The sequence below is a fragment of the Streptomyces sp. NBC_01089 genome, from assembly GCF_045162975.1.
GTDB lineage: Bacteria > Actinomycetota > Actinomycetes > Streptomycetales > Streptomycetaceae > Streptomyces.
The window spans coordinates 1,509,996-1,523,278 of record NZ_CP108660.1 but is presented as its reverse complement, the minus strand read 5'-3'; the positions used below and the strand labels follow the sequence as shown (position 1 = coordinate 1,523,278).

12 protein-coding genes and 1 pseudogene are annotated in these 13,283 nt (G+C 73.1%); 8 read left to right on the top strand and 5 right to left on the bottom strand.

Features of this window, described 5'->3' with window-relative positions; all coding sequences use genetic code 11:
- Positions 1 to 39: 39 nt before the first annotated feature.
- The 6 genes from OG510_RS06770 to OG510_RS06745 all read left to right on the top strand — a co-directional run bounded on the left by OG510_RS06770 (position 40) and on the right by OG510_RS06745 (position 6,650).
- Positions 40 to 1,107 (top strand): ABC transporter substrate-binding protein, encoded by a 1,068-nt coding sequence (locus OG510_RS06770; RefSeq protein WP_406135860.1) that lies wholly within the window; start codon positions 40 to 42, stop codon positions 1,105 to 1,107.
- A complete protein-coding gene (locus tag OG510_RS06765) occupies positions 1,104 to 2,042 on the top strand; it encodes an ABC transporter permease (RefSeq protein WP_406135859.1) in 939 nt (312 codons plus the stop codon). Before OG510_RS06770 ends, OG510_RS06765 begins: the two co-directional genes overlap by 4 nt.
- Positions 2,018 to 2,770, top strand: coding sequence for an ABC transporter ATP-binding protein (locus OG510_RS06760; protein ID WP_406135858.1), 753 nt, complete (start codon positions 2,018 to 2,020; stop codon positions 2,768 to 2,770). The genes OG510_RS06765 and OG510_RS06760 overlap by 25 nt, the downstream gene beginning before the upstream one ends.
- An 87-nt stretch (positions 2,771 to 2,857) precedes the next feature.
- Complete coding sequence (locus OG510_RS06755; RefSeq protein WP_406135856.1) at positions 2,858 to 4,243, top strand: LLM class flavin-dependent oxidoreductase; 1,386 nt, start codon at positions 2,858 to 2,860, stop codon at positions 4,241 to 4,243.
- Positions 4,244 to 4,363: 120 nt separating this feature from the next.
- Positions 4,364 to 5,413 carry a hypothetical protein gene (locus OG510_RS06750; protein WP_406135855.1) on the top strand — a complete coding sequence of 350 codons (1,050 nt, stop codon included), beginning with the start codon at positions 4,364 to 4,366 and terminating at the stop codon, positions 5,411 to 5,413.
- A 103-nt stretch (positions 5,414 to 5,516) separates the two neighbouring features.
- Positions 5,517 to 6,650, top strand: a complete 1,134-nt coding sequence (locus OG510_RS06745) for a hypothetical protein (protein ID WP_406135854.1) — start codon at positions 5,517 to 5,519, stop codon at positions 6,648 to 6,650.
- A 46-nt stretch (positions 6,651 to 6,696) separates the two neighbouring features.
- On the opposite strand, the gene OG510_RS06740 is transcribed toward OG510_RS06745, so the two are convergent.
- From OG510_RS06740 to OG510_RS06730, 3 genes and pseudogenes are all read right to left on the bottom strand, one after another.
- A complete protein-coding gene (locus tag OG510_RS06740; RefSeq protein ID WP_406135853.1) occupies positions 6,697 to 7,710 on the bottom strand; it encodes an NAD(P)/FAD-dependent oxidoreductase in 1,014 nt (337 codons plus the stop codon).
- Positions 7,711 to 7,847: 137 nt separating this feature from the next.
- Positions 7,848 to 8,342: pseudogene (locus tag OG510_RS06735) on the bottom strand (isoprenylcysteine carboxyl methyltransferase family protein); the annotation flags it as partial.
- A 65-nt stretch (positions 8,343 to 8,407) separates the two neighbouring features.
- Positions 8,408 to 9,475: a type III polyketide synthase gene (locus tag OG510_RS06730; RefSeq protein WP_406135852.1), complete on the bottom strand. Its 1,068-nt coding sequence runs from the start codon at positions 9,473 to 9,475 to the stop codon at positions 8,408 to 8,410.
- 184 nt (positions 9,476 to 9,659) lie between these two features.
- Here OG510_RS06730 and OG510_RS06725 point away from each other — a divergent pair, with 184 nt between their 5' ends.
- A complete protein-coding gene (locus tag OG510_RS06725) occupies positions 9,660 to 10,529 on the top strand; it encodes a UbiA family prenyltransferase (RefSeq protein ID WP_406135851.1) in 870 nt (289 codons plus the stop codon).
- Between the two features lie 37 nt (positions 10,530 to 10,566).
- Here OG510_RS06725 and OG510_RS06720 read toward each other — a convergent pair whose 3' ends face one another.
- Positions 10,567 to 11,712 carry a D-alanyl-D-alanine carboxypeptidase family protein gene (locus OG510_RS06720; RefSeq protein WP_406135850.1) on the bottom strand — a complete coding sequence of 382 codons (1,146 nt, stop codon included), beginning with the start codon at positions 11,710 to 11,712 and terminating at the stop codon, positions 10,567 to 10,569.
- A 368-nt stretch (positions 11,713 to 12,080) separates the two neighbouring features.
- On the opposite strand from OG510_RS06720, the gene OG510_RS06715 reads away from it, so the two are divergent.
- Positions 12,081 to 12,560 (top strand): hypothetical protein, encoded by a 480-nt coding sequence (locus OG510_RS06715; protein ID WP_406135849.1) that lies wholly within the window; start codon positions 12,081 to 12,083, stop codon positions 12,558 to 12,560.
- Positions 12,561 to 12,655: 95 nt separating this feature from the next.
- Here the strand turns inward: OG510_RS06715 and OG510_RS06710 are convergent, their stop codons facing one another.
- On the bottom strand, positions 12,656 to 13,078 hold the full coding sequence (locus tag OG510_RS06710; RefSeq protein ID WP_406135848.1) for a hypothetical protein: 423 nt from the start codon (positions 13,076 to 13,078) through the stop codon (positions 12,656 to 12,658).
- Positions 13,079 to 13,283: the final 205 nt, after the last annotated feature.

The following is a 13,283-nucleotide window of genomic DNA, read 5'->3' as shown; positions in this document are numbered from 1 at the left end:
TACGCGGTGACGCGGTCCGCCCACTGATCAGGAATCACCATGTCAGCTTCTTCCCCGCCATCGGCGCCCGTCGGCCGCAGGTCCCTGCTCGCCCTCCTGGGCGGAGCGGCACTCGGCCTCGCCGGCTGCGCTCCACAGACCACCACGACAGCCGGCCACAAACCGCTCGGAAAGCTCCCGTCAGGAGCCCCGCCGCCAGGAACGAAACTTTCGGTGGCGGTGCGCACCACACAACTGCAACTGGCCCCGGCCGGGCTGACAAAGGAACTGCGGTTCACCGTTTCCGACTGGCCCAATCTGAATGCGGGCCCCGATATCATCCAGGGATTCAGGGCGCACTCCATCGACCTCGCGGTCAATGCGGGAATTCCCCCGATCCAGGCCGCGGCGATCGGGGTCGGCGCACGGATCGTCGCGGTCCAGGAGCGCAACCACCCCTCGTACGTCTTCGCCACCGCCCCCGGCTCGCCGATCAGGTCGGCCGCCGATTTCCGCGGCAAGAAGATCGGCTTCTCGCAGGGCCAGGCGCAGGGCGTCGTCGTCCTGCGGGCGTTGAAGAAGGCCGGGCTGCGCAACAGCGACGTCACGCTCGTGCCCCTGCCCAGCACCCAGTTCCTCACCGCGCTCCAGTCCCGGCAGGTGGATGTGGCCCCGCTGGCGGAGCCCACGCTCACCAAGTACCTCGGTCAGTACGCGAAGGACGGCGCCCGGGACGTCCACACCGACGTGGTCGACCTGCTCACCGTTCTCTGGGCGCCCGACGCGGTGCTGGACGACCCGGCCAGGGCCGCTGCCGTCCGCGAGTTCATCCCGGTGTGGGCCCGCGGCCAGGTCTGGGCCTGGGAGAACCCCGGGCGGTGGATCGACCGGTACTACGTGAAGGACCAGGGCGTCACGGCCGCGGACGGCAAGCGCATCGTCGCCTCCCTGGGCAGGCCGGTCTTCACCACACGCTGGGACCGGGCGATCGCCTGGGAGCAGGAGACCGCGGACCTGATGGCCGCGGGCGGCTTCGTGCCCCGGCAGGACGTCACCAAGCTGTTCGACCGGCGCTTCGAGCGGATCGCGGCAGCGGCCGTACCCGCCGCCTACCGGGAGGGATCATGACCGAAGTACTGCCGGACGCCCGCGTCCAGGGGCCGGCGCCCGCGGATGCCCGCGTCGATGAGGCGGCGCCCCCGGGTGCCCGCGTCGATGAGGCGGTGCCCCCGGAGGCCGGTGTCCAGGAGTTGCCGCCCCGGACCCGGCAGGCCGGCCGCACCGCCCGCAGGCGGCTGGGGCCCGGACGTGCCCTGCCCTTCGGCCGGCTGATCGGTCCGGTGCTGGTGGTCGCCGTCTGGTGGGCCGCGTCGGCCCTCGGCTGTCTCGACCCGCGGATCCTCTCCGGCCCCGGCACCGTGCTCTCCACCGCCGGTGACCTGGCCGCCGACGGACGGCTCCAGACGAACGTACTGATCTCGCTCCAGCGCGCCGGGCTCGGCCTCCTCTTCGGGGTGGCGTCCGGTACGGCCCTCGCGGTGGCGGCGGGGCTGAGCCGCACCGGGGAGTATCTGCTCGACGGCCCGCTCCAGATCAAGCGGGCCATCCCCTCGCTGGCGATGCTGCCGCTGCTGATCCTCTGGCTCGGCATCGGTGAGCAGATGAAGGTCACCGTCATCGCCCTCGGTGTCGCGGTGACCGTGTACGTCAACACGTACGCGGCACTGACCGGCATCGACAGCAGGTATGTGGAGCTGGCGGAATCCCTCGGACTCGGCCGCCTCCAGTTCATCCGCAAGGTGATCGGCCCCGGCTCGCTGCCCGGCTTCTTCGTCGGGCTGCGGCTCGGGGTGACCGCCTCCTGGCTCGGCCTGATCGTGGTCGAGCAGATCAACGCCACGAGCGGAATCGGCTACATGATGTTCCAGGCCCAGCAGTACGCCCAGTCCGACGTGATCATCGTGGGTCTCGTCGTCTACGGGATCTTCGGCTTCGTCTCGGACGCCCTGGTCCAGGCGATCGGAAGGAGGGCGCTGTCATGGCGACGCACCCTGGCGGGCTGACCGGTACACGGCCGGCCGTACGGATGACGAACCTGGTGCGCCGCTTCGGCGACCGCACCATCCTGCACGGGCTCGATCTCACCCTGGGCCAGGGTGAGTTCACCGCTCTGCTCGGCCGCAGCGGCTCGGGCAAGTCCACGCTGCTGCGCGCCGTGGCCCGCCTCGACCACGCGGTCGAAGGCTCCGGCGGACTCGACGTCCCCGACCGCGTGTCGCTCTCGTTCCAGGACTCCCGGCTGCTGCCCTGGCTGCGCCTGCTGGACAACGTGGTGCTCGGGATACGCGGCCCAGGCACCCGGGAGCGCGGACTGACCGCGCTCGACGAGGTCGGCCTCGCGGGCCGCGAACGGTCCTGGCCGCACGAACTCTCCGGCGGGGAACAGCAGCGGGCCGCACTCGCCCGCGCCCTGGTACGCGATCCCGAACTGCTCCTCGCCGACGAGCCGTTCGGGGCGCTGGACGCCCTCACCCGGATCAAGATGCACGGACTGCTGCGCGAGCTGTACGAACGCCACCGGCCGGCCGTGCTGCTGGTCACCCATGACGTCGACGAGGCGGTCGAACTCGCCGACCGGGTGCTGGTCCTGGACGAAGGCCGGATCTCGCTCGACCTGACGATCGGCCTCGCGGCGCCCAGGACCCGGCGCGATCCCCGGTTCCAGGAGTACCGCGACACCCTGCTGGCCGCGCTGGGCGTCACCGAGGCCGAGCCGCGGCCCGGGTCGTAGCCCTGAGCGCAGTCCGCGCCCCGGCCCAGTCCCAGCCCCGAGCACGCCCCCGTACCCACCCGTACCTCCTGAGGAGACGACCCCGCCATGCCCAGCGACCGCAATCACAACCGCAACCCCGGAGCCACCCCCGGCCGCGCCCCGCTGCACCTGAACGCGTTCCTGATGTCCACCGGCCACCACGAGGCGTCCTGGCGGCTCGCCGAGAGTCCGGCGCGCGCCGACTCCGATATCGAGCACTACAAGAACCTCGCCCGGATCGCCGAGCGCGGCAGACTCGACTCGGTGTTCCTCGCCGACAGCCCCGTCCTGATGGGCGACCCCGGCAGGCGGCCGTCGGCCAAGCTGGAGCCCACCGTCCTGCTCACCGCGCTGGCCGGCGCCACCGAGCACATCGGTCTCATCGCCACCGCGTCCACCAGCTACAACGAGCCGTACAATCTGGCCCGCAGGTTCGCCTCGCTCGACCATGTCTCCGGTGGCCGGGCGGGCTGGAACATCGTCACCACCGCGGGCGCCGACGCGGCCCGCAACTTCGGCCTGGACGACACCCCGCTCCACCACGACCGGTACCGCAGGGCCGCCGAGTTCGTCGAGGTGTCGACCAAACTGTGGGACAGCTGGGCCGACGACGCGGTGGTGGCCGACAAGGAGCGCGGGGTGCACGCGCTGGCGGACCGGGTACGCCGGATCGACCACAGTGGCGAGTACTTCCGCGTCGACGGACCGCTGAACGTCCAGCGCCCGCCGCAGGGCTATCCGCTGCTGGTGCAGGCGGGCTCCAGCGAGGACGGCAAGGACTTCGCCGCCCGTTACGCGGAGGCGGTGTTCACCGCGCAGCAGACCCTGGAGGAGGGCATCGCCTTCTACCAGGACGTCAAGCGGCGCGCACAGGCCGCGGGCCGCGATCCGGAGGGCATCCGCATCCTGCCGGGGATCGTCCCGGTCATCGGGGACACCGAGGCCCAGGCACGGGAACTGGACGCCGAACTGGACCGGCTGATCGTGCCCGACTACGCCAAGCGGCAGCTGGCGGAGCGGCTGCGGATCGCCCCGGACGACCTGGCACTCGACGAGGAGCTGCCCGACGACATCCCCACCGAGGACGAGATCGAGGGAGCGAAGAGCCGGTACACCCTCGTCGTGGAGCTGGCCAGGCGCGAGCGGCTGACGGTACGACAGCTCATCGGACGACTGGGCGGCGGCCGCGGCCACCGCACCTTCGCGGGCACGGCGGTGCAGGTGGCCGACACCATCGAGCACTGGTACGACAGGGGAGCGGCCGACGGTTTCAACATCATGCCGGCCGTGCTCCCCTCCGGCCTGGAGACCTTCGTGGACCAGGTGGTGCCGATCCTCCAGGAGCGCGGACTGTTCCGCACCGAGTACACGGGGCGCACACTGCGCGAGCACTACGGCCTGCCGCGCCCCGCCAACCAGCTGTTCGATCTGGCGACCCCACTGGCGGGCTGACCCGCCGGCCCGCGCGTGAAGGCAGACACGGACGCCCGTACGCGAAGGTCATGTGCACGCTAAGCGTGACGGCTAGGCTGGAACCCGAGCAGCGGCATGCAGGGGTACGGGGGTGTCGTCTTGGGTGTGCCGGGAAAGCCGTTACTCCGTGACACGGAGCCTGCGGCAAGAGGGCGCAGGCTTGTCGTCGGCGGGTGGGCCCTGCGGCTGGCGGGGGCGGCGCTCGGCCTGCCCGGCTGGCTGGTCCTCAGCTCCGGATTCCACAGTGACCACCTGTCGGAGGTGACGCAACTCGCCTGGTGGCTGCGCGGGCTCGGGGGCCTGGTGGCGCTCCTGGTGGGCCTGGCAGTCTTCGGGGCCGGCCGCCGCCTTGTCGTACGGGGCAAGCGGTACGCCGCCGATGTCATCGACTCCTTCGACGCGCTGCCCGACTCCCGCTACGTCCTGTATCTGCGCCCCTTCTCCAACGACTCCGAGATGGCCTCGCTGAACACGGACGTCCAGAGCGGCGGGGCCCAGCCGCCGAACCTGTTCTTTCTCTCCGGGCTGACCCACGAGGAGGCGCTGGTACGCCGCTTCGGGCGACTGGGCCGTGTCATCGCGGTCGGCAGACCGGGGGAGCACCTGCCCCCGGCCGGTGCGGTCCGCGGGCAACTTCCCCTCGACGACTGGCAGGCCACCGTCAGCGGGCTGATCGCCGGAGCGCATGTGGTGCTGATGTCGGTGGGTCCAGGACCGGGAACGGTCTGGGAGTTTACCGAGGCGGTGCGGCTCCTGCCGCCCACCCGGCTGGTCCTGGTGGTCTACTCCGACGCCGTGACCTACCAGCGTTTCCGGGAGGCGGTCGCTGTGGAGTACGAGCGGCGCTCACGTACCGAGACACCCGCGCCGGGCACCTCATGGCCGCCGCTGCCCGCGCTGCCGGACTACCCGCAACCCGCCCGTCCGCACCGCCCGCGCTGGGAAGTCCTGCTCAACGGCCGGAAGCGGCTGCGCTGGGACTTCGTACTCAAGGGTGTCGTGGTGTTCGCCCCGGACTGGAAGGCCGGCTTCACACGGTTCGACCCGACGACGCTGCGCCTGCCGAGTCCTCTGACGGTGACTCGCCTCGTCAGGCGTGAACTCCGGCCGATCATGGCCGAGTTGGACGCTCTGGCCGCACGGGACTGACCCACGGGGCCCGGCCACCGGGGAACGGATCCCGTACGGCCCCTCGTGGTCGTACGCTCGATACAGCGCGACAGTGCGACACCGCCGACCGGAAGGGTGGGCCATGGCAACCAGCGGGGGACAGTGGGCACTTGATCCCAGCGGCCTGCCTGCCGGAGGGTGGGCGCCGACAGGCAGGGCCCACGCGGACCCCGCCCCCAAGCCGGGAACGGTGCCGCTGCGCCGCCTCGACGCCAGTGACATCCTCAGAGGCGTCTTCGCCACCGTCAGGCGCTATCCGAAACCGCTGTATCTCCCGCTGCTCGCCCTCGCGTTGGGCTCCGCCGTGCTGCTCGGCGGCTGCGTCTGCGCCGCCTGGTTCCTGATCACGCACGGGACGGCACATGGCGGCCGGCCCTTCACGAGCCATCTGTCCGGGATGGTCACGGCCGGGGCGGTCGTCCTTGTCCCGGCTCTGATCTGCGCGACCGTCGCCTACGCCGTGACCGCGACGGTCAGCATCACCGTACTCGGCCGCCATGCCGTACTGGGCCGTCGTCCCCCGACCGCCCGTCAGGCGTGGACCGAAGCCCGGCCGTACCTGTGGCGGGTGCTGGGGACCCAGCTCCTGACCAGCCTGGCCGCCGTCGCCGTCATGGTCGCCTCCATGCTTCCGGCCATCCTGCTCGGTGTCGTCCTGCACAGCCTCACCGCCCTGGCGTTCGGCCTGCTTCTGCTGATCCCCGGCGTGCTCGGCGCCGTCTATGCGGGCGGGCGGCTCGTCCTCGCCGTGCCGGTCGTGGTCCTGGAGAACCGGCGCCCGGTGGCCGCCCTGCGCCGCGCCTGGAAACTCAGCCACGCGGCCTCCTGGCGCACGCTCGGTATCGCCTGCCTGACCAGAATGATCTGTTACACGGCCACCCAGCCGGCCATGGCCCTGGCGGGGACAGTCGCGACGCGGCTCGCCCCGCCGGGAGTCCTCGACAGCTCATCGAGCGGCCAGTCGTCGACACCGTTGACCGGCCTCATCCTTCCGGCTGCCGTCGTGGGGCTCGCAGCAGTCGGCGCCGCGATCGGCAGGGCCCCTCTGACGCCCCTGACTCTCGGCCTGCTGTACACCGACCGTCGCATCAGGCTGGAGCAGCTCGACACCGGCCTGGCCGCCGCGGTGGCCGGCCCGACCAGCCATGCCCCTTTCGCCACTTGCCCGGCGCCTTCGCCCGTACGACGGACCGAACGTCCCGGTGGCGTGGAGTGAGGCCGCGCGCCGGCCGAGCGGCTCGGCAGCCCGGAACCCCGCCCGGTCACTGGAGCGCGTGGACGGCCGCTGCGAAGACGGTGGGCAGGCGGGCGGCCGCGGGTACCACGAGGCCCGCCGTGCGTGGGCTGCCGCTGAAGGACAACAGCGCTCCGGTCAGCAGGCGGTGGCGCCGGGTCAGGCGCTGCCAGGCGGCCTCGTAGTCCGCGGGGCGGCCCGCGGCCAGGCAGCGCACGGCTGCCCCGGCGGTCGCCAGGGCCAGGGCGATCCCCTCGCCGGTGAGCGCGTCGACGTACCCCGCGGCGTCGCCGACGAGCAGTACCCGCCCGGCCACCCGGCTCCGTACCCGCTGGCGGAGCGGTCCCGCGCCCCGCACCGTGCTCGCGTGGGGGCGGCGCAGCGCCTCGTGCAGCGCAGGGAAACCGGCCAGGTGCGCGTCGTAGCCGCGGCGGCTGCGGCTGAGCACCGCGACCCCGACCAACTCGTCGCCGACAGGCGTCACATACGCCTCACCGTGCGCGGACCAGTGCACCTCGACGAAGTCGGTCCAGGGGGCGCACCGGTAGTGGCGGCGCAGCCCGTACCGGCCGGGGGAGCGGGCGGGCAGGTCGAGCCCGAGGGTGCGGCGCAGCGGTGAGTGCAGGCCGTCGGCGGCCACCAGCCAGCGGGCGGTGAGCCCGGCCGCTGTGACGGAGTCGGCGCTCTGCCGCACCTCGCCGACCTTGCCCGTGACCATCCGTACGCCCAGCTCGCGGGCGCGCTCGTACAGCGCGGCGTGCAGCACCGTACGGCGGATCCCGAGACCGGTCCCGTCCCGGAACGCGGCCTCGGCGCTGCGCCGGCCGTCGAGATAGCGGATACCGCGCAGCTCGCGCCCCCGCACCGGCACCCCCAGCGCCCGCAGCGCGTCGACCCCGCCGGGCATGACGCCCTCCCCGCATGCTTTGTCGACGGGTGAGGTCCTGGGTTCCACGACGACGGCCTCCAGACCGGCCAGCGCGGCATGGACAGCGGTGGCGAGTCCGGCGGGGCCGCCGCCCGCCACCAGTACGTCGATCACGCCGTGACATCCCCCGCTGTGACATCCCCCGCCGCACCGGACTCCGACGCACCGGACCCCGCTGTACCGGGCCCCGCCGTACCGGATCCCGACGCACCGGACTCCGCAGTACCGGACCCCGCCGTCCAGGAGCCCGTCAGTGCCGTGTTCTCGCAGCGGATACGGACGGTCAGCAGCGCGGCGTTGAGCACCGTGAACACCAGCGCGGTGAGCCACGCGGTGTGCACCAGCGGCAGCGCCACCCCCTCGGCGACCACGGCCACATAGTTCGGGTGCCGCAGCCACCGGTAGGGGCCGCCCTGCACTAGGGGCAGGCCGGGCACGACGATCACCCGGGTGTTCCAGCGCGGGCCCAGCGTTCCGATGCACCACCAGCGCAGCCCCTGGGCGGCCACCAGGACGGCCGCCATCGGCCAGCCCAGCGCGGGCAGGAACGGCCGGCCGCCCAGCCAGACCTCGGCCACGCACGCCGCGAGCAGCCCGGTGTGCAGGGCGACCATCACCGGATAGTGGCCCTGTCCGGCGACGGTCGCACCGCGTGCCATGCTCCAGCGCTCGTTGCGCCGGGCGACGACGAGTTCGGCGATGCGCTCGGCGGCGACAGCGGCCACCAGCAGCACGTACCAGATCATGGGGTCCTCCGAATCACGGCCGCAGCACGTCCTGCGGCTCATTGCGGCTGCTGCGGTTCGCCGGGCTACCAGCGCAGCAGAACCAGTTCGCAGCAGAAGCCCGGGCCCATCGCCAGCAGCAGCCCCGGTGTGCCGGGCGCCGGAGGGTCCCCCGCCAGAGTGTCGCGCAACACGTGCAGCACCGACGACGAGGACAGATTGCCCACATCAGCCAGGTGGCGCCAGGTCACCCCGAGCGCTTCGTCGGGCAGTCCGAGCGCTTCGGTGACCGCCTCCAGTACTTTCGGCCCGCCCGGGTGGCAGACCCAGGCCGACACGTCCTTCGGCTTGAGACCGTGGTCGGCGAGGAAACCCGTGACGTCCGAGGCGAGATGACGGCGGACCACATCGGGCACGGACGGGTCGAGCACCACCTGGAAGCCCGAGCTCTTGATGTTCCAGCCCATGACATGACCGGTGTCGGGGTAGAGCCGGCTGCGGGTGTCCACGACGGTCGGCCCCGGCAGCTCGCGCCGTGCGGCGGGGTGGTCGGGGCCGCACGCCACGACCGCCGCAGCGCCGTCCCCGAAGAGGGCGGTGGCGATCAGATTGGCCATCGAGCTGTCGTCGCGCTGGAAGGTGAGGGAGCACAGCTCGACGGAGAGCAGCACCGCCACCTGGTCCGGGTGTCCGAGCAGATAGTCGTGGGTGCGGGCCAGCCCCGCCGCGCCCCCGGCGCAGCCGAGCCCGAAGAGCGGCAGCCGTTTGACGTCGGGGCGCAGCCCGAGCCGGTTCGCCAGCCGTGCGTCGATGGACGGGGTGGCGATTCCGGTGACCGAGGTGAAGATCAGCAGGTCCACGTCCTCGGGACGCAGCCCCGCCGCGTGCAGCGCGCCCCGGACGGCCGTGGCGCCGAGCTCCGTCGCACCGGTGATGAACGCGTCGTTGGCGGCGCCGAATCCGTCCAGCTTCTCGTACGCGTCAAGCGGCAGCGTCATATGGCGGGTGCGGACCCGGGAGCTGTGGTGCAGCCGGTCGAGGACCCGCCGGTCGGTGCCGTCGGGCAGGCAGACGCGGGCCACCATGTCGGTGATCTCGTGCTGGGCGTGGCGGTGCGGTGCCAGGACACCGTGGACGGCTGCGATCCGGGTCATAAGTTCTTCCGCCTCGGGGATGACGTGCCCTGCATTGCAGCATCCCTGCCCCCGGCAGGGCTCCCGACACCCTGGCCGTCCACTCGGCGCCCCCGGCCGATTCGCCCGTACGCGTGGCGAGTCCGCACGGGTGAGCAGCGCGCGCAACGGTGGCGCCGGGGCAGGCCGTGTCTACGATCACCGGGTGGGAACTCCCGAGCAGCCCCTGGCAGATCGACCCGTCGCCGGGCGGGGCGGTGTCGCGGCCGCGCTGGCCGGATCGTGCCACCCCGGGCCCGTCGTGGCGGTCACCGTCCTGCTGACCGGGCTTGCCGTGACCGCGGGGCAGAGCCCCGGGCGGTGTGTGCTGACCGCCGCGGCCGTGCTCGCAGGGCAGCTGTCCGTCGGCTGGTGCAACGACGCGGTCGACGCCCGCCGGGACACCGCGGCCGGCCGCAGCGGCAAGCCGGTCGCCGACGGCAGGGTCGGCGTACGCACCGTGTGGGCCGCCGCGTTCACCGCGCTGGCGCTCTGTGTGCCGCTGTCGTTCGGCTGCGGCAGGTGGGCGGGCGCCGTGCATCTGACGGGGGTCGGCCTGGCCTGGGCGTACGACCTCGGGCTCAAGGCGAGCGGCTGGTCCTGGCTGCCGTACGCGGTGGGCTTCGCCGCACTGCCCGCCTTCGTCGCACTCGGCCTGCCGGGACAGCCGCGGCCCGTCTGGTGGATCGTCACCGCGGGCGCGCTGCTGGGGACCGGCGCCCATCTCGGCGACGTCCTGCCCGATATCCGCAGCGACCTGGCACTCGGAGTGCGCGGCTGGCCGCACCGGCTGGGCCCGCACCGCACCCTGCTGCTGCTGCCGGTCCCGCTGGTCGCCGCGTCCGCCGTCCTGGTCCTGGGGCCCGCGGGGCCGCCCTCAGGACTGGCGCTCGCGGCGCTCACGGCGGCGGTCGCGGCCGCGGTCGCCGGGACGCTGCTCGGCCGCCGCCGGGAGCGGGCCGCGTTCGCCTCGGCGGTCGTCGTCGCGGGGATCGATGTGGCGCTGCTGCTGTTCGGTGGCGCCGCCATCGTCTGAGCCGGCTGCCGGCCGAGGCCGTCGGTGTCCGGCCCCGTCAGCGCCGCATCCGCCGACGAAGCAGCCACAGCGAAGCGGAGAGCGAGACGAGCAGCGCCCCGACCGCGGCGAATCCGCCCAGCGTCGACGACTTCTTGATCGTGGAGTGGTGGTTCGCGACGAGCGCCGGGTCCGGCGGGGCCTGTGCGGGACCCGGGGCTCCCGCGGTCGTGGTCCGTGCCACGGCGGGCCGGAGCGAGCCGACCGGCCGCACCTTGCCGGAGGCGGCGAAGCCCCAGTCGAGGAGCGAGCGGGCATCGTCGTAGACCGTGCTGTCCTGAGGGTTCATCACCGTCACGATCAGGGTGTGGCCGCCCCGGCGGGCCGCGGCGATCAGGGTGTTGCCCGCCTCGGACGTGTAGCCGTTCTTGACCCCGATGAGGCCGGGGTAGCGGCTGACGTCCTGGGTGCCCGCCAGCAGCCGGTTGGTGTTCTGGATCTGGAAGGGCGCGCCGGCCCGCCCCGAACTGTCGAGCCCGCCGGGGAACTCCGCGACGCGCGTCGAGCAGTAGCGGGCGAACGCCGGGTCGGCCAGGCCGGTGCGGCCGAAGACCGCGAGATCGAAGGCCGACGAGTACTGGCCCGGTGTGTCGTAGCCGTCCGGGGACATGACATGGGTGTCCTCGGCCCCCAACTGCACGGCCCGCTCGCGCATCTCGTCCCTGGTCTTCTGCCAGCCGCCGTTCATGGAGGCCAGCACGTGCACCGCGTCGCCGCCCGAACTGAGGAAGACCCCGCGCCACAGGTCGTCCACCCGGTAGGCACGGCCCTCGACCACCCCGACCCGGGCGCTCCCCGCACCGACACCGTCGAGGTCCGCGCTGGTCACGGTGTGCAGCAGCCGCGTGGGCAGATGCGGCAGCACGGTGAGGGCGAAGAGCGTCTTGAGGGTGCTGGCCGGGGGCAGATGGCGGTGGGCGTTCCTGGACGCCAGCACATCGCCGGAGGTCGCGTCGGCGACCACCCAGGACAGGGCCGAGACCTGTCCAGGCAGCTCGGGGGCGTGCGTCCCGCTTCCCGTGCCGCTTGCCGGGCGGTGACCGGGGCGCGGGGCCAGCGCGGCGCAGGGCGCGATCGCGGTGACACCGGCGGCCAGCACCACGGCTCCGGTGCAGAGACTTCGTACGGCTGGTCTGAAGATCATTCAGTTACGTTAAAAACACTGGGCGTTACCCGCATCTCAGGCGTGGACCCAGGAGTCCGAACGGCCGATACCCGGCTGCCGTGCGCCGGAGGAGCCTCCGCGGGCCCGCGGACCGGGCGGCTGGCCTGTCCGGCGCAACCTGACGACCCGTACGGGTGGCCGGATTGGCCGGATGACCGCGAACCGGCTTACCGTGGCCCGGCAGTGGTGTGCGCTGCGCGCCGAGCGCGCGGCCGCGGCAGAGCCCGACCCGCGCACGTGTTCCGCCGCCGCGCACCCCTGGTGGCCGCAGCCCGGTTGCCGCAGTGCCCCGCGCCGGCCTGCTGCCGCGGTCCGTTACCCGCATCGTGTGCCCGGAGGTACCCCCCATGCGCTTGACGAGTGTCGGGTCTGCCGCCCTGCTGAGCGCCGCCGTGCTGTCCCTGGCCGCCCCGGCCGCGACGGCGGACGGCGACGGCGGGCCCGCGTCGTTCGGGTTCACCGTGTCGCCCCGGTCGGTCGCTCCCGGTGAGACGGTCACCCTCGCCGCCAGCGGCTGCCGGGCGCCCGGCGTCAGCGTCTCGTCCGGTGCGTTCGGCCCGGTCACGCTGCGTCATGGGCACCCCGCGACAGTCGTCGTCGACCCGGATGCGAAAGCCGGGAAGCGGTACGAGGTGACCTTCGCGTGCGCCGGGCGGAAGGGCAGTGCGCCGCTGCTGCTCTCCGGCACCCCGGACAAACGCATCAGGGCGGTCCTCAGCGGTTCGCTCACCGACCTGGACACCACCGAGCTGGTCGCGGGCGGTGTCCTCATCGCGGCGGCCCTCGGCGGGGTCCTCCACCTGCGCCGACGCGCCACGCACGGCTGATCCCGGCCGGTACGGCAGGCCCGGCAGCGGCAGACCCCCCCCCAGGAGGCCGACGAAGCCCAGGGGCCCCGGCGGGCCGGCCGCCACGACCGGCCTCAGTGGGCCCCGCACTCCGCCCTGATCAGCCGCGCCGCGTAGCGCGCGTCGAGGGCCGGGCTGTTGAAGCTGTCCGGATGCGCGCACATCCGGGCGCGGCCGGCCGCCGTGGTGCCCTTCCAGGTGAGCCGTACGGTCTGCTCGGTGAAGGCGCGGCGGTCGTACGGAGGCGGATTGGTGTCCCCCTCGGTCCGCTGGGTCTGCTGGGTCTCCTGCGTCTGCGCGCCGGGCGCCTGCGCGGGGTGTCCCGTTGTCCCGGGCGTGCGCTTCTCCGGTGTCTCTGTCCGGTGCGTCTGCGTCCTGGGCGCCGACGGCTTCGCGCTCGCCGGGTGAAGCACATCGCTGGGGGTGATCGCGGCTGCGGTGAGGGTGGCGCACAGGGCTGCCGCGGCGAGCGCGGTTCGCGTCAGGGCGGAGTGCATGGCGGGGCTCCTTCGGCTCGTCGGAGGCGGTGTCGGGGCGAGCCGCCCTCGGGCGGGCTGCGGGGGTCCTCACACTGCCGGTGCGGCGACGGGGGCGTCGGAATCGGTCGCGCCGTTGGGGGTGTCGCTCTGCCGGAGCGGTGGGGACACCGGGGACAGAGCCTGCCGAAGCCGTTCCAGGATGGGCGCGGCCCGGCAGCCCCGC